The sequence below is a fragment of the Marinobacter sp. F4218 genome (assembly GCF_019443085.1).
In the GTDB taxonomy this organism is placed as follows: domain Bacteria; phylum Pseudomonadota; class Gammaproteobacteria; order Pseudomonadales; family Oleiphilaceae; genus Marinobacter; species Marinobacter albus.
This window is the reverse complement of record NZ_JAHZIL010000003.1, coordinates 1,563,539-1,582,963: the sequence shown is the minus strand read 5'-3', so window position 1 is coordinate 1,582,963 and position 19,425 is coordinate 1,563,539. Positions and strand designations below refer to the sequence as shown.

The following is a 19,425-nucleotide window of genomic DNA, read 5'->3' as shown; positions in this document are numbered from 1 at the left end:
TCAGGCGGGAGTTGAATTACGCTCTGGCAGACCGGTCGCAAACAGGGCGGCAACGGCCACCATGGCGGAGGACGTCCACAGACACGCCTCCAGGCCAAAGGTCTGGTAGATCCAGCCGGAAAGCAGGGTGCCGAGCAGGCGTCCCGCGGCGTTGGACATGTAGTAGAAACCCACGTCCAGAGATACGCCGTCCGAGCGTGCGTAGCTGACAATCAGGTAGCTGTGCAGCGAGGAATTGACGGCAAACAGCCCGCCGAACAGCAACAACCCGATAACCACGGTCAGTTGTGGCGGGATTGGGGTCGCCAGGCCGATCGCGATGGCCGCTGGCACAACGGCAAGCGCCCAGGCCCAGAGTATCGCCGGTGTCTTGCCCGACAGGTCGCCGGTGATCCTGGGGGCCTGGGTCTGGATAACGCCGTAGCCGATGATCCAGCAGGCCATGAAGCCACCCACTTGCCAGAAATCCCAGCCAAACACGGTGTGGAGGTATACGGGCAGGGCGACGACGAACCAGACATCCCGGGCGCCGAACAGGAACAGGCGGGCTGCTGAAAGGATATTGATCGGCCGGCTCTTGGACAGCATATCGGTGAACTTGGGTTTGGCCTTGCTCTTGCCGAGTTCCCGCTTCAGCAGGAACAGGCTGGACAGCCAGATCAGAGTCAGGGCGGCGGCCATGGTGATGACGGCGCCCTTGAAGCCAGCCGTCATGAGCAGAACGCCGCCCAGGAAAAAGCCCACGCCCTTCAGGGTATTCTTGGAGCCGGTCAGCACCGCGACCCATTTGTAGAGCTTGCCCTGTTCGGTATCCGGCACAAGCAGCTTGATGCCACTCTTGGCCGACATCTTGTTCAGGTCCTTGGCGATTCCCGACAGCGCCTGGGCCGCCATGACCCAGGGCACCGTCAGCGCTGCCGCGGGTACGGCCAGCATGGCCAGCGCCACGATCTGCAACAGCAGGCCCAGATTCATGGTGCGGTTCAGCCCCATCCGGGCTCCGAGGTAACCGCCGACAAGATTGGTCACGACGCCGAAGAACTCGTAGAAGACGAAGAGCAGCGCAATGTCCAGGGGCGCATAGCCAAGCTGATGAAAATGCAGCACCACCAGCATTCTCAGGGCACCGTCGGTCAGGGTGAAGGCCCAGTAGTTGCCGGTGATGACCAGGTACTGGCGGATGGCTGCCGTCATATCAGGAAGCGCCAACCTTGCGCATCAGTTCGGCGGTGCGATTGGCGTAGCCCCACTCGTTGTCGTACCAGGCGTAGAGCTTCACCTGGGTGCCGTTGACCACCATTGTGGACAGGGCATCGATGATGGCGGATCGGGGATCGGTCTTATAGTCAATCGAGACCAGCGGGCGTTCCTCGTAGCCCAGAATGCCCTCCAGCTCCCCCTCGGCAGCCTCTTTCAGAAGCTGGTTGACCGTCTCTCGGTCGGTGGGGGTGTCCACTTCAAAGACACAGTCAGTGAGTGAGGCGTTGGTCAGCGGGACCCGCACGGCGTGACCGTCGAGCCGGCCCTTCAGCTCCGGGAAGATCTCGATGATGGCGGTGGCGGAACCGGTGGTGGTCGGGATCAGAGAGCTGCCGCAGGCCCGGGCCCGGCGCAGGTCCTTGTGCGGGGCGTCGAGGATGGTCTGCGTGTTGGTCAGGCTGTGGATGGTGGTGATTGATCCGTGGCGGATGCCCAGCTTCTCGTGAATCACTTTCACCACCGGTGCCAGGCAGTTGGTGGTGCAGGAGGCCGCCGTGACAATCCGGTCCGTAGCGGGGTCGAACAAATGGTCGTTTACGCCCATCACCAGGTTCCGGGCACCGGCTTCCTTGACCGGGGCGGTGACCACCACCCGTTTCACGCCCTGGTCCAGGTAGGCCTGGAGCACGTCCACCTTTCGCATATGGCCACTGGCCTCGATGACCACGTCGCAACCGGACCAGTCGGTTTCGCCGATGGTCCGGTTGTGGGTCACCCGGATGCGGTGGCCGTTGATGACCAGAGCGGTGCCATCGAAGCCGGCCTCCTGGTTCCAGCGGCCATGAACGCTGTCGAAGTTCAGCAGGTGTGCCAGGGTGGCGGCGTCTGCGCCGGGGTCATTGACCGCCACGAATTCGACGTCGGGCCATTCCCAGGCCACGCGCAGCGCGAGCCTGCCGATGCGGCCGAAGCCATTGATGCCTACTTTGATCGTGCTCATTGCGGGTACCTCCCCTCGTTTTCCGGGGTTGTCGAAAGGGTGTCAGGAGAGCCGACGGCCGGAAACCAGCGTCGGGTCCGGTTGGCGAACGCGACCAGCGACAGCATCACCGGGACTTCCACCAGAACACCGACGACCGTAGCCAGGGCTGCCCCGGAGGTGAGTCCGAACAGGCTGATGGCGACGGCAACGGCCAACTCGAAGAAGTTTGACGTGCCGATCAGGCTCGCCGGGGCGGCGATGTCGTGGGGCAGTCTCATTCTCCGGGCCATAAAGTAGGCGATGAAAAAGATGCCGTAGCTCTGGATCAACAGCGGGACGGCGATCAGGGCAATGGCGAACGGGTTGTCCAGGATCCGGTCTGCTTGTAGGCCAAACAGCAGGGCCACGGTCGCCAGCAGGCCCATGATGGTGGTTGGCTTGCTGTGTTGCAGCCAGGCGTCCAGACGCGACTGGCCCTGGCGCAGCAGGTAGCGCCGGGTCAGGACCCCGGCCACGAGCGGCGCAACCACGTAGAGCACCACCGAGAGCAACAGGGTTTCCCAGGGCACCGTAATGGTGGAAAGGCCCAGCAGGAAGGCGGCAATCGGCGCAAAGGCAAACACCATGATGAGGTCGTTTACCGACACCTGAACCAGGGTGTAGGCGGAATTGCCCCGGGTAAGCTGGCTCCAGACGAAGACCATTGCGGTGCAGGGGGCGACCCCGAGGAGAATCATGCCGGCGATGTATTCCGTGGCCGTGGTCGGGTCCACCAGGTCCGCAAACAGCAATTTGAAGAATAGCCAGCCCAAAGCCGCCATGGTGAACGGCTTGATCAGCCAGTTGATGAACAGGGTCAGGATCAGTCCCCGGGGTTCGCGGCGGACATTCCGGATGGCGGTGAAATCCACCTGAACCATCATCGGATAGATCATGGCCCAGATGAACACCGCCACCACAAGGTTCACGTGGGCGTACGTCAGGTTGGCGATGGTGTGGTACACCCCCGGTAGCAGGGTGCCGGTGGTCATTCCGAGTGCGATGGCGAGGGCCACCCACAGGCTGAGGTAGCGTTCGAAGGTTCCCATCAGCTGCAGTCCACACTGACGGGGCGGTCGGGCAGGGCATCCAGCCGCTGGCTGATGGGCGCCAGCAGGCCCGCGCAGGCCTCGGAGGACCTGCCGAGTATTGACTGGACCCATTCGGGCAGCTCCGGATGCAGTCGATAGTACACCCACTGCCCCCGGCGCTCATCCTGCAACAGGTTGTGCTCCCGGAGGTACGCCAGATGGCGACTGACCCGGGGCTGGGACAGATTCAGGGCGGCGGTGAGTTCGCACACGCACAGCTCGGTCTGCTGCCGGATCAACAGCAGGATGGTCAGTCGGTTCTCGTCGCCCAGCGCCTTGAACACGCGAACGGGGTGGTAGTCAGCGTTGGTGGCAATCAATATCTGATTTTCCATATATGCAGAAAAGCGGATGTAAATGTACGGATTCTTGGCGCATGAGGCAAGTCGGGCATGAGGAATTGTCTATACTGCGGGTACTTTTATGCCGAATTGTTTTCCGGGAGGTTCTATGAGTGATGCCAAAGCCCGTGTGGCGAGGACAACGCCGTATTCTGTCCTGGTCGAGGCGGGCAAGAATTACCTGTGGTGCGCCTGTGGCCGGAGTCAGACTCAGCCGTTCTGCGACGGATCCCACAAGGGCACGGGGTTCAAGCCGGTAAAGTACACCGCCGAGAAAAAGGAATGGGTCTGGTTCTGTGGTTGTAAGCAGACGGGAACACCGCCGCTGTGTGACGGCACCCATAAATCACTTACCTAGTGCCCGTTCTGGGCAAAGGCACCGAGCCGGTACCCGCTCAGTCCGTGCACCGGATCCTGGAGTGCCAGAATTCGGATGGCGACATTGAGTACGGTCTCTTCGTCGCGGTGCAGCAATGGTAAATCAATGCGTTCGATGGAGTGGTCCGCTCGCGCGGCCGTAAGGGCCCGCCGGAAGTTCTCCCGTGAGTCGGGCTCGATCAGCCGTTCGAACGGCTCTCCGATCAGGTCGGCGGGGGCCCGTGCCAGCAGTTCTGCAACCTGAGGGGAAATGAAACCGATAAGGCCCATTTCGTCCAGTTCGCTGATGATGGCGCCGGACAGGGCGATCAGATCCCGGCTGCGCTGTTCGCTGTCATTCAGGGCCTGACGCAGTATGGATTTTTCCACCTGAAGGTTGGTGATGTGCTGATCGGCCCCGGTTCCCCTGCGTTCCAGATCAACGATCTGCAGGGACTGCCCATGGAGCCTTCGGCACTGGAACAGGGCCAGGAGCGTCGCCACGAGGGTTAGCGTCCCGCCGGCGAGCCAGACGTTCCTGTGGGCGCTGTTGGCCGATTGTTCCAGCAGGGACCGGGAAGGCACCGTCGTCAGCATCCAGCTGAAGTCGCCGTAGTTCACCTCGGTCCGCAGGGCTCGCGTGGGATCGATCGAGCCCTGCGTGCGGATCTGGAGCAATGGCCGCTTGGTGTGGCGTGAGAGGGTATCGACCCGAACCCCCAGGCTTGGTGGCAACGCCTCATCGAAAACGGAATGCAGCCATTCCTGGGTTGAGGCATTTTCAGACGCCCGTGTTGGCACCCGGGCCAGCAACAGATTGACCAGTGCCTGGTGTTGGGCCTGGTAATGAGCCTCGGCCAGTTCGCTGGCCCGGCTGGATTCGAAGTGGGCCATGGTCGCCGTCGCCGTCAGTCCGACGATCAGTATGACCAGGGGAACCCACAGGCCGGGCCAGAGGCCGGTCTGCCCGGGCGAACGGGGTTTTGAGCTGTCCATGCAGGCCTTCCCGAGTGATGACGGTTTAGCGCCATGCTCATTAAGTGGTGTCCCCTCACTTTAGACCAGGCAGTCGCTTCAGGGAAATCCTCATGCCCCTCATGCCCGGGCCTTGCCGGCGCCTCCGTAGACCAGCAGAAAGGTCAGGAAGGCGGTGACCACCGCCGACGGCCCGGCCGGTGTGTCCAGGTACCATGACAGGCTCAGGCCGCCGCTCACCGCAATAAAGCCGAACACCATCGCCAGACCCACCATATGTTCCGGGTTGTGGGCCAGGCGCCTGGCTGTTGCCGCAGGAATGATCAGCAGGGCGGTAATCAGCAGAACCCCGACAATTTTCATGGCGACGGCGATCACCAGTGAAAACATCAGCACCAGTACCAGCCGCAGCCGTTCTACCGGCAGGCCTTCCACCAGCGCCAGCTCCTGGTGAATCGTGCTCATCAGCAAGCCATTCCACAAGGTCGCCAGCAGAGTCAGGATCACCGCGGCACCGCCGTAGATCCAGATCAGATCGTTACGGCTCATGGCCAGCAGGTCACCGAACAGCAGACCGGTCAGGTCGACCCGTACATCGGGCATGAAACTGAGTGTGACCAGGCCAATGGCGAGGGCGCTGTGGGCGAGTATGCCCAGAAGGGTGTCCGTGGCCAGGGCTCGGGTCCGGGAGAACAGCACCAGAGCCACGGCCAGCACGACGCAGGTCAGTACCACGCCAACGTGCAATGGCACACTGATCAGGAAGCTCAGGGCGATACCCAGCAGCGCCGAGTGGGCGAGGGTGTCCCCGAAATAGGCCATCCGCCGCCAGACCACAAAACAGCCCAGCGGGCCGGCTACCAACGCCACTCCCAGGCCACCGATCATCGCCCGCCAGAAGAAGTCATCGAGAACAGCATCAATGATGGGCATGGCCGGAGCACTCCTGATGGCCGGAAGGTGAAGCGACTGAGGTGTCTTCGACCACATCGCCGTGGAGATCGTGGCTGTGGTTATGGCGGTGGTGGTAGACCGCGAGGGACTCGGCGACCTGGGTACCAAAGGTCTCGATGAAGGCCGGATCGTGGGAAATGTCGGCCGGGTGCCCACTGCAGCAGATATGCTGGTTCAGGCATATGACCTGGTCGGTTGCTGCCATCACCAGATGAAGGTCGTGGGAGATCATGATCACCCCGCAGTTGAGTTCGTCCCGGAGCTGGCGGATCAGTTCGTACAGCGAGGCCTGGCCATTGATGTCGACTCCCTGGGCGGGTTCGTCGAGCACCAGCAGGTCCGGTTTCCTCACCAGGGCCCGGGCCAGCAGCAGTCGCTGTTTTTCGCCTCCGGACAGGTGGTGTACCGAGGCATTGAACAGGTGTCCGACACCGGTTTTCGACAAGGCCGCCTGACAGTCGGGCTCCGAGCGTCCGGTAAGCATCATGAAACGCTTGACGCTCAGAGGCAGGGTTGATTCCAGGGTCAGGTGCTGGGGAACATAGCCGATCACCAGCTTGCGGGCCAGGCTGACAACGCCACGGGTGGGCTTTTGCAGGCCCAGCACGGCTTTGATCAGGGTGGTTTTACCCGCACCGTTCGGTCCGATGATAGTGAGGATGTCGCCCCGATGAACCTTCAGATTGACGTGATCCACCACGGGACGATCGTCAAACGCCACGGTGAGATCGTCCAGAGTGACCAACAGTTCATTCATGGCCGGAGTCCTTCTGGCACCGTGGGCAGAGCCCGGCAATTTCGAGGGTGATGTCATCCAGTTCGAAGGATTCCGCGTCTGCCGCTGCCTGCACGGCCCCCGAGACAGACGGAGCCGTCAGCTCAAGCACATTGCCGCAGGCCCGGCAGATAAGGAACATGCCAGTATGGTGCTCACCGGCGTGAGCGCAGCCAATGAAGGCGTTGAGCGAGGCAATACGATGAACCAATCCGTTCTGTTGCAGGAAATCCAGCGCCCGATAGACCGTTGGTGGTGCAGCATTGTGGCCGTCCTCGGCGAGCTGTGCCAGCACGTCATAGGCACCCAGAGGTTTATGGGATTGCCAGATCAGTTCAAGCACTCGCTCCCGGGTGGGCGTCAGGCGCGCACTGCGTTGCTGGCAGATGTCCCGGGCGTCGGCGAGGGCCTGGGTGACACAGGCGTCGTGATTGTGCGGGCGATAGGGCAGAGCGCGGGCAGGCATGGCGGGAATCCTGGGAAATTTGCAACATTATAACATTTGCATAAATCCCTGCCACGGCCCCGCCGTGGGTTTAGCTGTGGGACTGGTTCGCCAGCGATTCCAGATATTCCAGATTGGGAATCCAGGCGCTTTCGCCGTCCACCTCAACTTGCATGATATCGGCCGGGCCGGCCTCTCCGTCTTTCTGGCTGATCTGATCTTCGGTCAGTCGGGTCTGGCTCGGAATACCCTGGGTAACCAGTGCCATGAAGGGCACCTGCTCGTGGTGTTCACCAATGGTGTTCAACACCACGATGCGACCCCGGTTATCACCGGGCACACTGAGGCTGCCGCCGTTGGCGGCGTCGTAGGAAATCACCGGGAGTGTCAGTCCACGCCAGTCCAGATAGCCGACCAGCCAGTCGGGGGTGTTGGCCCCGGCCTCGGAGCTGGCAAAATCCACCACTTCGGCAATGGTGACGTTCGGCAGCAACAGTTGCCGCTCGCTCATGGGAATCATAACGCAGGAGAGAGTCTGGCTTTTGTCTTTCATTGCATGTGTCCTCAGGCGGAGTCCCGTTTCTGCCGGCTCTTGAGCAAGCAGGATTTTTCAATGGTTTTGACCAGTTCCCGGGCCAGTTCTTCCGGGGTTCCACACAGGGTGGAGCAACCGGTTGCCGCGACGGAGTCTGGCATGGAACTGTTCCCGCAGCTGCTGCTTTCCTGAACCCAGATTCGACTGCCATAGGCCTTCAGTATGGGGGCGGCAATTGCGCCATCGTTGCCCATGCCGGAGAACAGGATAGCATGGCAGCGCCGGCCGTAATGGTCGGCGACGTTGAGCAGGACCTGGTCGATGGAAGGGCCGTAAGGCCCGGGCCAGGGCGTATTGAGTTCGGTCAGTGTCCCGGTCTCACTGACTTTCCATTCGTGCTCGACTGGCAGCAGTACTACGTCGCCGTTATTGACCCGGAGGCCCTCTTCCGCGCGTCGGAGCTGGTAGTGGGCGTGACGGCCGAGCACCCGGGTCAGCACGTCGGTGAAATTGCCATCAATGTGCTGGGCATAGATAAAGCCGACCGGCAGCCCCGGGGGCAGGTGATCGAGAAACGTCTTGACGGCCGCCGGCCCCCCGAGCGAGGCACCGAGAATCCAGACCTCTTCGGCTACGGAGCCCGGCGTAGCGGGTGGAATCCAGTGGGGGAGCGTCGTGGTTGGCGGGCTTGCAGGGCGCTGTTCCTCAAGTTCCTGGATGCTGGCTTCGGAATCGAGCTCCTCAAGGCTGCCAAGCTGCTGCTCCAGCTTGCCCAGCAATCGACGTTCCCAGCGGAAATAGTCCGTTCCCCCCGGTTTGGGTGCCTGATCAAGGCCGAACAGAACCGGAGATTCGGTGTTTTCAAACAGGTGGTCGAACAGCATTGGATGATCGGCTTCATCTGCCAGGGTGACCAGCCAGAGCCCGGCATCCGGAAAGTCCGGGTAGCCGAGAAGGCGCTCGGGATCCCCGGAAAAGCAGACGTCGAGACCGACCTTTGCCGTTGCAGCCTGCAGCCGGTGACGCTGGAGCACAACATCCGAGACAATCCCGACGCTGGGCCGGCCACATTGGCCGGCCATCACCGGTTACCGGTTAGCCGTTCGATGGTTTCAAGAAGCTCGGTTTCCTGGAAAGGCTTGCCGAGATACTCGTTCACACCGATGGCCATGGCCCGTTCCCGGTGTTTCTCACCGGTCCGCGACGTGATCATGCAGATGGGCGTTTCCGACAGGTTGTCGTCGTGCCGCACGAAACTTGCCACCTCGAAACCATCCATCCGCGGCATCTCGATATCCAGCAGGATTACGTCCGGTTTGTGGTCCTGTAGCTGGGCGACCGCATCCAGGCCGTCTTTCGCCAGAATGACCTCCATGCCGTTGCGTTCAAGCAGTCGCGAGGTAACCTTCCGTACCGTAACCGAGTCGTCCACCACCATAACCGTGGTGATCTGCTCCTCGTACCGGGCTGCTTCCCGGGCTTTCTCCAGGCTGGCCAGCCGCTGACGCTCGGACAGGATGTCGGAGCGGATCATCGCCGGCAGGTCGAGAATCACGACCACGTTACCGTCACCCAGGATGGTCGCACCGGAGACGCCGCGTACGGAACCGAATTGCGGGCCGAGGGATTTAACCACGATTTCCCGGCTACCCATCAGGTTGTCGACCTGAAGCGCCATGGGCTGCTCCGCGCCACGCACCAGAATGACTGGCAAGGGCAGAGCCTGACCCTGGAGTTTCGGCTGGTGGTCGCTGTTCAGCAGGCTGCCAAGGTACTGCAGGCGGTATTCCTGGCCGGCGTATTCGTACAACGGCGCATCCGGCTTGTAATACTCTTCGAGTTCGTAGGTGCTGACCCGGACAATACCCTCGATGGTGTTGAGCGGGATGGCGTAGAAGTCCTCGCCGGTGGACACCATCAGGGCCCTGTTTACGGATACGGTAAACGGCAGGCGCACCGTGAAGGTCGAGCCGCGTCCGAGCGCCGAATCAATGTCCAGACTGCCGCCAAGCTGTTTGATCTCGCTGGCGACCACGTCCATGCCCACGCCACGTCCGGAAATCTGTGTCACCTGTTGGGCGGTAGAGAATCCGGGCTGAAGGATGAACTGCAGGATCTCCCGTTCGGTCAGATCCTCATTCTCCCGCATCATGCCCTGACGGATGGCCTTGTCGCGAATGACGTTGGAGGGGATGCCTTTACCATCGTCCATCATCCGCAGAACCACGTCACCGCCCTCTCGGGTCAGGGACAGCACGACTTCCCCGGTTTCAGGCTTGCCCGCAGCGTTCCGGTCCGCCGGTGCTTCAATGCCGTGGTCGAGTGCGTTCCGGAGCATGTGCTCCAGCGGCGCGATCATCCGCTCAAGGATGTTGCGATCCATCTCGCCTTCGGCGTTGCGGACATCAAAGTCCACTTTCTTGCCGAGTTCGCCGCTGATCTGGCGAACAATCCGACGCAGGCGGGGGACCATGGAGGAAAACGGAATCATCCGGGTCTTCATCAGACCTTCTTGAAGTTCCGTGTTGATCCGGGATTGCTGAACAAGCAGCGTCTCCGTATCCCGTACCCGGTCAGACAGGGTTTCCCGCAGGTCTGCAAGGTCAGAGGAGGACTCGGTCAAGGCCCGCGACAGCTGCTGGATCGAGGAGTACCGGTCCATTTCCAGCGGGTCAAAGTCTTCCCCGTAGTCCGGACCGTGTTCCTTCTCGGCACTGAACAGGATTTGCGCCTCGGTTTCGATATCCATCCGTCGCAACTGTTCACGCAGACGCTCGATGGTTGCAGCCATTTCGTCCAGGGTATGGCCGAAATCACTGGTCTGGGTCTCCAGCCGGCCACGGGTGATACTGGTTTCCCCGGCGAGGTTAACCAGTTCGTCCAGCAGCGGTGCCGAGACCCGGATGGTTTCCTGGGCCGCGCGCTGGTTGTCTTTGGCCTTGGTCCGGCTCTTGGCAGCTGACTTGGCGGGCGGCTTGGCCGGCTTGGGTTCAGGCGCAGCCGGTTTTTCTGCCACAGGGGCCGGGGCTGCGGGTTCCGTCGGCTCTTCAGTCCTGGCTTCCGGTTGTGCTTCCGGCTGCGGTGACGGGGCCTGGGTCGGCTCCGACATCGCGTCACCGGATTCGTAGCGCTTCCGGATGTCGGCCACCATGGCGATGATGGCGTCGTGGTCTTCGGTGATGCTCTGCCACTGGGTCTTGTCCGGGGCGTTGCCACCCAGGTCAATCAGCCGGGTCTCGAAAGCGTGCGCCTTGTCTCCCAGCTGCGTCAGTTGCGACAGGCGTGCGCCGCCTTTCAGGGTGTGCAGGGCGCGCTGTGCCTCCTGATTGAAGCCGTGATTGGTCGGCTCCTTGCGCCAGTCATCAAGCAGCTGCTCCAGCTGATCCATAATTTCGCCGGCTTCCTCGAGGAAAATCTCAAGAACTTCCGGGTCTACCTGATCGGCTGCCGGCGCAGGCTCCGACGGTTGCGCGTCGGTTGCGGCCGAGTCGTGGGCCGTTTTCAGGGCATCGACCAGTTCTGTGTCGCCTTCCGGCTTGTTGCCCTCTTCCAGGCTGGCGAGCATCGCCTTCAATGAGCCCAGGGCCTTGGTGCTCAGCGCCAGTAGCGTCTGCTGGTTACTGGCGCCAGCAATCAATGGGTCCAGTGCGTCCGACCAGGCTTCGGCCAGATCGGCGATCGGATCGACATCAGACAGTCGGGCTCCACCCTTGAGGGTATGGAGCTCCTGTTGGAGCTGGGTGACGCCGGTCAACTCGTCGGGCTCGTCGCGCCACTGGGCCAGACACTCGCTGACGGCGGCGTAAATCTCGAGTCCTTCATCGAGGAAAATGCCGATCAGGTCATCATCACTGGCACCGGCCAGGGCGTCGGCCAGACCGGGGCTGGCTTCAACCGTGGCCCGGGCAACGTCCTGTTCCGGCTCATCCTGAACCGGTTTCCCGGTCAGGGGCTTGCCGCGCAGGATGGCCTGAACCTCCGCCACCAGGTCCCTGGCGGGCGGGCAGGGCTTCTGGGTTGCTACCTGTTCAACCATCTGGGCCAGACGGTCATGGCACGCGAACAGCAGATTGTTCATGTCCTCGCTGGCGTCCAGCTGACCTTCCGCCACCTTCTCGAACAAATCCTCGAGAACGTGAGTCAGGTCACCGATGGCTTCGACGCCGGCCATGCGCGCACCGCCCTTGAGGGTGTGTACATCTCGCTGCAGTTCCGCGGCCACCGCCCGGTCGGACGGATCCTCGCTCCAAGTGTGGAGCGCGCTGCCGGTAGAGTTGATCAGGTCATAAGCTTCTTCCAGGAAGATGCCAACCAGCTCGGGATCGAGATGGGAGAGGTCGGTGACGTGGTCTTCCTGTGGTTCGTCCTCAGCCGGTGCCGGTTCAGCCGCCTCGTCCAGTTCCGGAATGGGCAGGGCGTCTTCCTCCGGCTCGTCCGGGGCTTCGGGTTCCCCGGCTGGGCTGACATCGGTGACCGGGCGGATGCCGGTTGCACCGTTCATGTAAGCCTGGATCTCACCGATCAGATCCGGTGCCGGACGCGGTGTTTCCTGGGCCTCGAGGGCCTCGACCATGCCGGCGAGGCGATCGTGGGAACGGAACAGCAGGTCGGACAGCTCATCGCTGATCGACAGACGCTGTTCCGTGAGGCCTTCAAACAGCGTCTCCAGTTCGTGGGAAAGATCACCGATCGACGGAATATCGGCGAGGCGTGCCCCCCCTTTCAGGGTGTGAAGGTCCCGCTGCAACAAACGCAGAATATCGAGGTTGTGCGTGTTTTCGCTCCAGTTCTGAAGCGCATCGGCGGTGCTGTCGATCAGGTCGCGGGCTTCCTCGAGGAAAATCTCGGCAAGCTCCTGGTCCATGTCATCGTCGGATTCATCGGTTTCCGGCAATGCTGGCGGCTCTGGTGTCTCGTCTTCCTTTGTGGCCTCGGGCTCGCCCGTTTCGATCCCGTCCATGTCAAAGCTAAGATCGATGGCTTCGAGGTCCTCGGTAAATTCCTGGTCGAATGCGTTCGGTTCGGCAGCCTCGGTCGGGTGCTGGCCCAGCGCTTCGAGTCGGCTCAGGATATCGTCACTGGATTCGGTCGCCAGCCCGGCGGCAACCTGGTCCATCATGTTGATCAGCTGCTCGTGGGCGTCACGTACGGTATCGAAGAAGTGTTGGTCGGGTGCGCTCTCGCTGGCTGCGGCCGAACGGTAGGCGTCCTTAAGGGCTCCGGACAGTGACGACACGTCGGACAGACCAGCGTCCGCGGCACCTTCGTTGAGCTGTGCCAGTTCATCGCGGAGTTTGTCGAGGGACTCGGTCTGTTCCGGATTGCTGGCCCATTGATCCAGAATGCGGTCGGCGTCTAGGACGATATCCAGACCTTCATTCAGGAACAGCTGGACCAGTTGTGGTGGCGCTTCCGGGGCAGGCTGCTCATCGCCGGTGGTTTCCCGGTGGCCGCGCAGAGTCTGCTGGGAGATCCGGTCGAGCTTCTCAAGGAACTCATCCGTACCCGGCAGCGATGCCTGCGGATTTTTCCGGATCTGGGCCAGCCCCTGGGTCAGGAAATTACAGGCGTCTTCGATGCACGACAGTATTTCGCGATCGGCGCGCTTGTTCTGGCCCCGGGATTCCTTGACGAAGCGTTCAAGCGGGGTAATGACCGCAGCGATCGGCGCTATACCGGCGGTGTGGGCGCTCCCCTTGAGGGTGTGCAGAGCCCGGGACAGGTCATCGGTGTAGGAGATGGCGGTCTTGTCACCGGCTGCCGCGAGATAATCGTTCAGGGTTTGCAGGTGCGTTTCGGTTTCACTCTCAAAGATATCGAGAAGAACCGGATCGACGCCGCTGTCCTCGGCGAACACCTCGGCGGTGTCGCCACTCTCGCTGGAATCGGGCTTAGCAAATGAGTCGCTATCGGCAGAGGGCATGCTGCTGGCGTTGGGGATCTCGCCATTGGCGAGGGCGTTGGCGCGCGCTTCCAGAGTTGAGGTGTCCAGGCTCGGGTCGCGTCGTTTCTCGAAGTCCTCGACCAGGGCCGGCAACGCGCCGGTCACATCGTCCAGCAGATTGGCGATGTCGTCGTTCATGAAAATGCTGCCGTCGATAACCCGGTTCAGCATATTCTCTACCGACCACGCCAGTTCTCCGACGATCAGTGCGCCCACCATCCGGCCACTGCCTTTCAGAGTGTGGAAGGCACGGCGCACTTCGGACAGGGCACTCCGGTCGTCGTGCTGGCGCAGCAACATCGGGAGGTATTCCCGAATGGTTTCGAGCACTTCGCCCGCTTCCTCGATGAAGATCTCGAGGATTTCATCGTCGATCAGGTCGTCGTCCTGGGCCGACCCGGTCTGTGCCTGTTCCTGAACGGCGGGCTCGGAGGCTTCGGAAGAGGCGGTGTCTTCTTCCGGGGCCTCGACGTCCGACTGGGGCTCAGCGGGCGCTTCGTCACCGTCGGAGCGGCGGGTGGTCGCCATGGCTTCGGCGCGCTCAATCAGCGCACTGACGTCGCCACCGGAGTGGCCGTCCCGGAATTCTCGAATCAGCGACGGAATGCGGGTGTTGACCTCATCGATAAGCGAGAATAGGTCATCGTTGGGCTTGATGGTCTGGTCAATCACCCGGTTCAGCAGGTTCTCCACCGACCATGCCAGCTCGCCCAGGCTGGTGGCACCCACCATACGGCCACTACCCTTGAGGGTATGGAAGGCGCGCCGTACTTCGGTCAGGGCCTCGCGGTCGTCGTGATTCTGGCGCAGTTGCGGATAGAAGTCGTGGATGGTTTCCAGGACTTCCTCGGCTTCCTCGACGAAGATCGACAGGATTTCATCATCCAGCAGTTCGTCGTCGGTCGCCTTGTCGGTTTCCACCGCGGCCGGGGTAACCTCCTCGGTGGGCGGTTCCATGACCGGTATGTCTGCCCCGGCCTCGGTCCAGGTGGGCTCGGCGCCAACCGGGAAGCCGAGGGAAGCCAGACTTTCTTCGGCGACCTTCAGCACGGATTCGTTTTCACCGATGCCCTCGGCCAGGCGCTCAAGATAGTACTCGATACTGGTGACCGCATCGGCCAGGGTGTCGAGTTGTTTCCAGTCCGGAACCTGTTTGCCACCCAACAGGACGTCAGTGATGTAACGTTCGGCGGAAGCCAGCATGTCGGCAACGCGATCCAGGGGAATCAGGCCGAGACCGCCACGAATGCTGTGGAGCAGACCCGGCACGTGTTCGATTTCGCGGGTATCCCACTGTGACGCAATGAAATTCACAATGGCTGTTTTGACCTGTTCGAGGGTGTTTCTGGACTCCCTCAAGAGTGCGCTGCTGGCTTCTCCCAGCTCCCGGGAGCCCAGGTTGACCGGTTTGCTGTCGTCGCCCTCGGCGCTGCTCTCATGCTGGCGGTCGCTGTCGAATCCGGCCAGGCTGGCTTCCACGTACAGCAAAGCGCCGGCGATATCCATCATGGTGCCGTCGTCGACCAGATCGCTCTGTTTGCTCAGCTTCTCAACCAGTTCGATTTGCTCGGTCACGACTTTGCGCGGGATTCCCAGGCCCAGCACCGCCAGGGTGTTGGCGACCTGGCGCATGCCGGGTAGCAATTCTTCCAGCTCGCCGTTCTGGCGGAGTTCGGCCCGAACGAACAGGTCGAGCTGATCCTTCAGTTTGGCCAGCTCCTCGTTGAGGGCGCTAACCACCGAATGAATGGCCTCGCGGCCGGGGCCGGAGACCCGGGTACGGGCGGCGTCAACATCGTCCTCGGACGGCAGTGCCTGGTCCAGCTGGTATTCGCTTCTCAGGGCCTGGACCTGTGGCGTATCGAGATCACGGGCCCGGGCGACGTAATAGAGCAGATGCTTAAAGAGGGCTTCCGGTGCCGGTTGCTGAAGGATGTCGGCGTGTTCGTCGGTCAGCCGTCGAATCTCGCTATCCAGTTCACGCAGCAGGGATTTGACCGCTGCGTTGACCGGGTTTATGTGCGCCTGGAGCGTTTCGACAAATGCACTGGCGGCTTTCCAGAGTTCACCCCGCGGTGTTTTCTGGCACAGCCGGGTGAGACGCAGAATGACTTTCTGCATGTAATCAAAGTGGGCGTCCAGATTTTCCTCACGCACGATCCCGGCGAGGGCAAACTGGTACATCTGGCGGAGTTTCCGGATATGGCCCAGAACCTTGGGGTCCTGCAGGCGCTGGGAGGTCTTGTCACTGACCTGAAGCTGGGAACGGCTCAGATCCGGCTTGAACAGGGACGTGTCGGACAGGAGGGCTTCACCACGGGCCGCCCGCAGATCGTTCAGCAGGGGTAGCAGCACCATCGGAAAATCGTCCTGGCTGGTGGCCAGGTGTTCCAGATACTGGGGCAGTTGCAGGATGGCCTGCATCAGGACTTCGACAGCCTCGTCGACGTTGGCAATAGTGTCGTTGAGCACCGCCTGGGTGAGCTTTTCCATCTCTTCGGTCAGCAAAGCCGCGCCGTAAAGCTCAACCATCTGCAGGGTGCCATGCACCTGATGGAGGTAATTCAGGCAGAAGCGCAGGCGCGCGGTGTCGTCACGGTTTTCGACATACGCTTCCAGTGCATGCTGACCCTGGGTCAACGTGTCCTGTATCTCGCCCCGAACCCAGTCGAGGGCGATGCTGTCATGGTGATTGCCCATAACCACTCCGGTTATTCTTCGTCGGTCTGGCGTTTGATCCACGCCAGCACATGTTCCGAGGGTACCCTCTGCAGGCCTGGAGGCTGCCAATCGGTCAGCTCTCCCTGGCCCAGCACCAGCAACCCCCCGGGCGCCAGCCGCTCTGCAAGTCGCTTGACAATTTCCCGCCGGCGCCAGCGGCGGAAATAGATCAGCAGATTCTGGCAGAAGATAATGTTCATCCCGTGCATGGGTGCCTTATCGAGATCCAGTACGTTCAGTCTGGTAAAGCACACCCTGTCCCGGATGTTTTTCACTATTTCTACGGTATTCCGCTCGGCCGGGCGGAAATACCGGGACTTCATCTCTTCGTCCATTCCCATCAGTTTGCGGGGATTGAACTGGCCGACATGGGCCTTTTCGATCGCGGGCTTGCTGATGTCGGAGCCGGTGATGCCGAACAGCGGCTGCAATTCCAGCTGGGTCATGCATTCATTCAGCACCATGGCGAGGGTGTAGGGCTCTTCACCACTTGAACACCCGACGCTCCAGGCTTCCAGGGGGCGTTTTTTCAACAGCTCCCTCGGTCGTGTCAGCACATAATCGGCCACCAGGCGAAACGCATCCGGGTCCCGGAAAAACCGGGTTTCCTGGACCGTGAGTCGATCCACCAGTGTTGACCACTCCCTGATGGCGTCAGGCCCAGATACGATTTTCTCGTAGTAGGCCTGATAGCTGCTGCAGCCGATTTCCCGCATCCGGATCCCGAGATTGGTTTCCAGGAACGAGCGACGCTCAGCCGACAGGGTTATGCCGGTACGATGTTCCAGCAGAGTCTGCCACTGGTTGAACTGCACCTCGTCCATATCGGGGAGTCGGCGCAGCGACCAGATACCTTCGGCGGGTGACAGGTTGTTATGCATCTGTGCCATAAACCGTCAACTGCCCGGGCCGGAAAATCAGCCCACCACCGGAACGTCGGTGTCTTCCTCTTCTTCCTGCTCTGCTGCGTCTTCTTCCGGCAGGGTAAAGCCGGCAACGGAGGAGCGCAGCTCAGACGCCATTTCTGCCAGGTTACCGATAGACTTCGCCGTGGCGTTGGTACCGGACGAGGTCTGGGAGGTGATTTCCTGGATGACGTTCATGGTGTTCGAGATGTGTGCCGCAGACGACGACTGCTGTCGTGCCGCGTTGGAGATGTTCTGGATCAGTTCCGCCAGACTCATGGATACGTTCTCGATTTCCTCGAGCGCGATACCCGCGTCCTGGGCCAGACGGGCACCCCGTACCACCTCAGCGGTGGTGTGTTCCATGGAGATAACCGCTTCGTTGGTATCGGACTGGATCGTCTTAACCAGCGCTTCAATCTGCTTGGTTGCCGCAGAGGAACGTTCCGCGAGGCGCTGAACCTCGTCCGCGACCACCGCGAAGCCTCGACCCGCGTCACCGGCCATGGAGGCCTGGATTGCGGCGTTCAGGGACAGGATGTTGGTCTGGTCGGCGATGTCGTTGATCAGGGATACGATGTCACCGATTTCCTGGGAAGATTCACCCAGACGCTTGATCCGTTTGGAGGTTTCCTGAATCTGCTCCCGGATGTTGTCCATGCCGCGGATGGTGTTCTGTACCACTTCCGCGCCTTTCTTCGCGATCGCAACCGACCGCTCCGCAACCGCCGAGGATTCTGCGGCGTTAGAGGATACCTGGTCGATGGACACCGCCATCTCGTTAACAGCGGCAGAGGCGCCGGCAATTTCCTGGGCCTGGTGCTCGGAGGCGTCGGCCAGGTGCATGGCCGTGGCCTGCGTTTCCTGGGCCGCCGAAGATACTCGAACCGCGGTGCCACGAATCGACTGAACCAGTCCGCGCATCTGGTCGATCGCGTAGTTGATAGAGTCGGCGATGGCGCCGGTGAAGTCCTCGGTAACCGTGGCCTCGGTGGTCAAGTCACCATCCGCCAGGTCGGCGAGTTCGTCCAGCAGTCGCAGGATCGCATTCTGGTTCTGCTCGTTCTGCTCCTGGGTCGTGGACAGGCGCTGCTGCGCTTCCCGGTACAGGGCCAGACCGATGAAGACCACGATGGCAACCATGGCCGCCAGGAAGATAAAGGCCAGGGTCGGGCTGATCAGGCGGGAGCCGGACTGGTTCCGGAAGCCATCTGCCAGTATGGACAGTTCTGACAGCAGAAGCTCGGAGTTCTGGAAGATATCGCTGGCCGCAGTACGCACTTTGAAGAGGTCGGGAGAGGCTTCAAGGATGGCGTCTACGTTCTGGGAAACGAACTCGAACAGTTCGGCAACGGCTTCGAGACCGTAAATGGCGTCTTCATCGTTGACCTTTGAAATGCCCATGGCCTGGTTGCCATTGAGCTGGCCTTCGAGTACCCGGCCGAACAGGCTGGCGTCGCGACCGAACCGGTCGGCGGCGATCACCGCATCTTCGTCACCGGACAGTACGTTGTTGACCGAGCGGACAATCCGTTCCGCGAGCAGCGACTGGCGCTGTGCCAGGGCGATCTGCTCGGCCGGAGCGCCGTTATCCAGCAGGATTTGTACGATGTCATCGTATTCCACCTGCAACTGCGGAATGGTTTCGTTCAGGGTCCGTGCCACTTCGTGCAGGCCCAGTACGGCGTCCTGGGTGGAGAGGATGCTGTCGGCGTTTTCACGCACGGTATTCCAGTTTTCCTGAACGCCGCTCTGCTGAGCCAGTTCGCTGGGCGGGAGGCCGGTTTCGGGGTTGCCCTCAGTGACGTTGCTCCAGAGCTGCTGGAACTCATCCCGTGACCGCCGTAGCTGGTTGAAAGCCTCGGCAGTACCGCCGGCAGCCTCGGTGGCGTTCTTCGCAATGGCCTGCGAGAGAACCCTCAGCTCGGCGGTGTTGGCGATGTACTCCTGATCGTTCTGGCTGTCTTTGTTAATAATAAACAGGACCACAACGAGCAGGACGGTGAGTGCAATCAGTGCGGCGATCAGACCGGCAACGAGCTTGTTGCCTCCCTGTCCCATACTGAGTCTTCCGGCTCTGTTTTTCATTTTCTGGCTCCCGGCCTCTTCATAAAGATTGGCAAGTTTGTTTTTGCGGGTATCAGGCGGTCAGGGTGATGTT

General features: G+C 61.3%; 14 protein-coding genes. 1 reads left to right on the top strand and 13 read right to left on the bottom strand.

The features are described 5' to 3' along the window. From arsJ to K0B93_RS11260, 4 genes are read right to left on the bottom strand one after another with little or no spacing between them, the layout of a single operon-like run. Positions 1-1,194: an organoarsenical effux MFS transporter ArsJ gene (arsJ, locus tag K0B93_RS11275; RefSeq protein WP_219867301.1), complete on the bottom strand. Its 1,194-nt coding sequence runs from the start codon at positions 1,192-1,194 to the stop codon at positions 1-3. A gap of 1 nt (position 1,195) precedes the next feature. Continuing rightward, the gene (locus K0B93_RS11270; RefSeq protein ID WP_219867300.1) at positions 1,196-2,200 is read right to left on the bottom strand and encodes an ArsJ-associated glyceraldehyde-3-phosphate dehydrogenase; all 1,005 of its coding nucleotides are present in this window, start codon (positions 2,198-2,200) and stop codon (positions 1,196-1,198) included. Then, the gene (arsB, locus tag K0B93_RS11265; protein WP_219867299.1) at positions 2,197-3,270 is read right to left on the bottom strand and encodes an ACR3 family arsenite efflux transporter; all 1,074 of its coding nucleotides are present in this window, start codon (positions 3,268-3,270) and stop codon (positions 2,197-2,199) included. Before arsB ends, K0B93_RS11270 begins: the two co-directional genes overlap by 4 nt. After that, the gene (locus K0B93_RS11260) at positions 3,270-3,632 is read right to left on the bottom strand and encodes an ArsR/SmtB family transcription factor (protein ID WP_228743357.1); all 363 of its coding nucleotides are present in this window, start codon (positions 3,630-3,632) and stop codon (positions 3,270-3,272) included. The genes arsB and K0B93_RS11260 overlap by 1 nt, the downstream gene beginning before the upstream one ends. Positions 3,633-3,762: 130 nt before the next feature. Here K0B93_RS11260 and K0B93_RS11255 point away from each other — a divergent pair, with 130 nt between their 5' ends. Further along, positions 3,763-4,011 (top strand): CDGSH iron-sulfur domain-containing protein, encoded by a 249-nt coding sequence (locus K0B93_RS11255; protein ID WP_219867297.1) that lies wholly within the window; start codon positions 3,763-3,765, stop codon positions 4,009-4,011. Here K0B93_RS11255 and K0B93_RS11250 read toward each other — a convergent pair. The 9 genes from K0B93_RS11250 to K0B93_RS11210 form a co-directional block, all read right to left on the bottom strand. Then, a complete protein-coding gene (locus tag K0B93_RS11250) occupies positions 4,008-5,006 on the bottom strand; it encodes a PAS domain-containing protein (RefSeq protein ID WP_219867296.1) in 999 nt (332 codons plus the stop codon). The two genes, K0B93_RS11255 and K0B93_RS11250, sit on opposite strands and share 4 nt — an antisense overlap. 99 nt (positions 5,007-5,105) lie before the next feature. Continuing rightward, entirely contained in the window at positions 5,106-5,918 is an 813-nt protein-coding gene (locus tag K0B93_RS11245) for a metal ABC transporter permease (RefSeq protein WP_219867295.1), read from the bottom strand. Continuing rightward, entirely contained in the window at positions 5,905-6,696 is a 792-nt protein-coding gene (gene znuC, locus K0B93_RS11240) for a zinc ABC transporter ATP-binding protein ZnuC (protein WP_219867294.1), read from the bottom strand. Before znuC ends, K0B93_RS11245 begins: the two co-directional genes overlap by 14 nt. Continuing rightward, complete coding sequence (locus K0B93_RS11235; protein WP_219867293.1) at positions 6,689-7,180, bottom strand: Fur family transcriptional regulator; 492 nt, start codon at positions 7,178-7,180, stop codon at positions 6,689-6,691. Before K0B93_RS11235 ends, znuC begins: the two co-directional genes overlap by 8 nt. 70 nt (positions 7,181-7,250) lie before the next feature. Then, positions 7,251-7,712: a chemotaxis protein CheW gene (locus tag K0B93_RS11230; protein WP_219867292.1), complete on the bottom strand. Its 462-nt coding sequence runs from the start codon at positions 7,710-7,712 to the stop codon at positions 7,251-7,253. Between the two features lie 11 nt (positions 7,713-7,723). Next, complete coding sequence (locus K0B93_RS11225; RefSeq protein ID WP_219867291.1) at positions 7,724-8,776, bottom strand: chemotaxis protein CheB; 1,053 nt, start codon at positions 8,774-8,776, stop codon at positions 7,724-7,726. Continuing rightward, positions 8,776-16,338, bottom strand: coding sequence for an Hpt domain-containing protein (locus K0B93_RS11220; protein WP_219867290.1), 7,563 nt, complete (start codon positions 16,336-16,338; stop codon positions 8,776-8,778). Before K0B93_RS11220 ends, K0B93_RS11225 begins: the two co-directional genes overlap by 1 nt. A gap of 11 nt (positions 16,339-16,349) precedes the next feature. Continuing rightward, a complete protein-coding gene (locus K0B93_RS11215) occupies positions 16,350-17,249 on the bottom strand; it encodes a CheR family methyltransferase (protein WP_219867289.1) in 900 nt (299 codons plus the stop codon). 27 nt (positions 17,250-17,276) lie between these two features. Further along, positions 17,277-19,352, bottom strand: coding sequence for a methyl-accepting chemotaxis protein (locus tag K0B93_RS11210; protein ID WP_219867288.1), 2,076 nt, complete (start codon positions 19,350-19,352; stop codon positions 17,277-17,279). Between the last annotated feature and the right edge of the window lie 73 nt (positions 19,353-19,425).

Excerpts from the sequence above, each read along its gene's own strand:
- arsJ (WP_219867301.1), bottom strand. The coding sequence starts at position 1,194 with ATGACGGCAGCCATCCGCCAGTACCTGGTCATCACCGGCAACTACTGG.
- K0B93_RS11270 (WP_219867300.1), bottom strand. The coding sequence starts at position 2,200 with ATGAGCACGATCAAAGTAGGCATCAATGGCTTCGGCCGCATCGGCAGG.
- arsB (WP_219867299.1), bottom strand. The coding sequence starts at position 3,270 with ATGGGAACCTTCGAACGCTACCTCAGCCTGTGGGTGGCCCTCGCCATC.
- K0B93_RS11255 (WP_219867297.1), top strand. The coding sequence starts at position 3,763 with ATGAGTGATGCCAAAGCCCGTGTGGCGAGGACAACGCCGTATTCTGTC.
- K0B93_RS11250 (WP_219867296.1), bottom strand. The coding sequence starts at position 5,006 with ATGGACAGCTCAAAACCCCGTTCGCCCGGGCAGACCGGCCTCTGGCCC.
- K0B93_RS11245 (WP_219867295.1), bottom strand. The coding sequence starts at position 5,918 with ATGCCCATCATTGATGCTGTTCTCGATGACTTCTTCTGGCGGGCGATG.
- znuC (WP_219867294.1), bottom strand. The coding sequence starts at position 6,696 with ATGAATGAACTGTTGGTCACTCTGGACGATCTCACCGTGGCGTTTGAC.
- K0B93_RS11235 (WP_219867293.1), bottom strand. The coding sequence starts at position 7,180 with ATGCCTGCCCGCGCTCTGCCCTATCGCCCGCACAATCACGACGCCTGT.
- K0B93_RS11230 (WP_219867292.1), bottom strand. The coding sequence starts at position 7,712 with ATGAAAGACAAAAGCCAGACTCTCTCCTGCGTTATGATTCCCATGAGC.
- K0B93_RS11225 (WP_219867291.1), bottom strand. The coding sequence starts at position 8,776 with ATGGCCGGCCAATGTGGCCGGCCCAGCGTCGGGATTGTCTCGGATGTT.
- K0B93_RS11220 (WP_219867290.1), bottom strand. The coding sequence starts at position 16,338 with ATGGGCAATCACCATGACAGCATCGCCCTCGACTGGGTTCGGGGCGAG.
- K0B93_RS11215 (WP_219867289.1), bottom strand. The coding sequence starts at position 17,249 with ATGGCACAGATGCATAACAACCTGTCACCCGCCGAAGGTATCTGGTCG.
- K0B93_RS11210 (WP_219867288.1), bottom strand. The coding sequence starts at position 19,352 with ATGAAAAACAGAGCCGGAAGACTCAGTATGGGACAGGGAGGCAACAAG.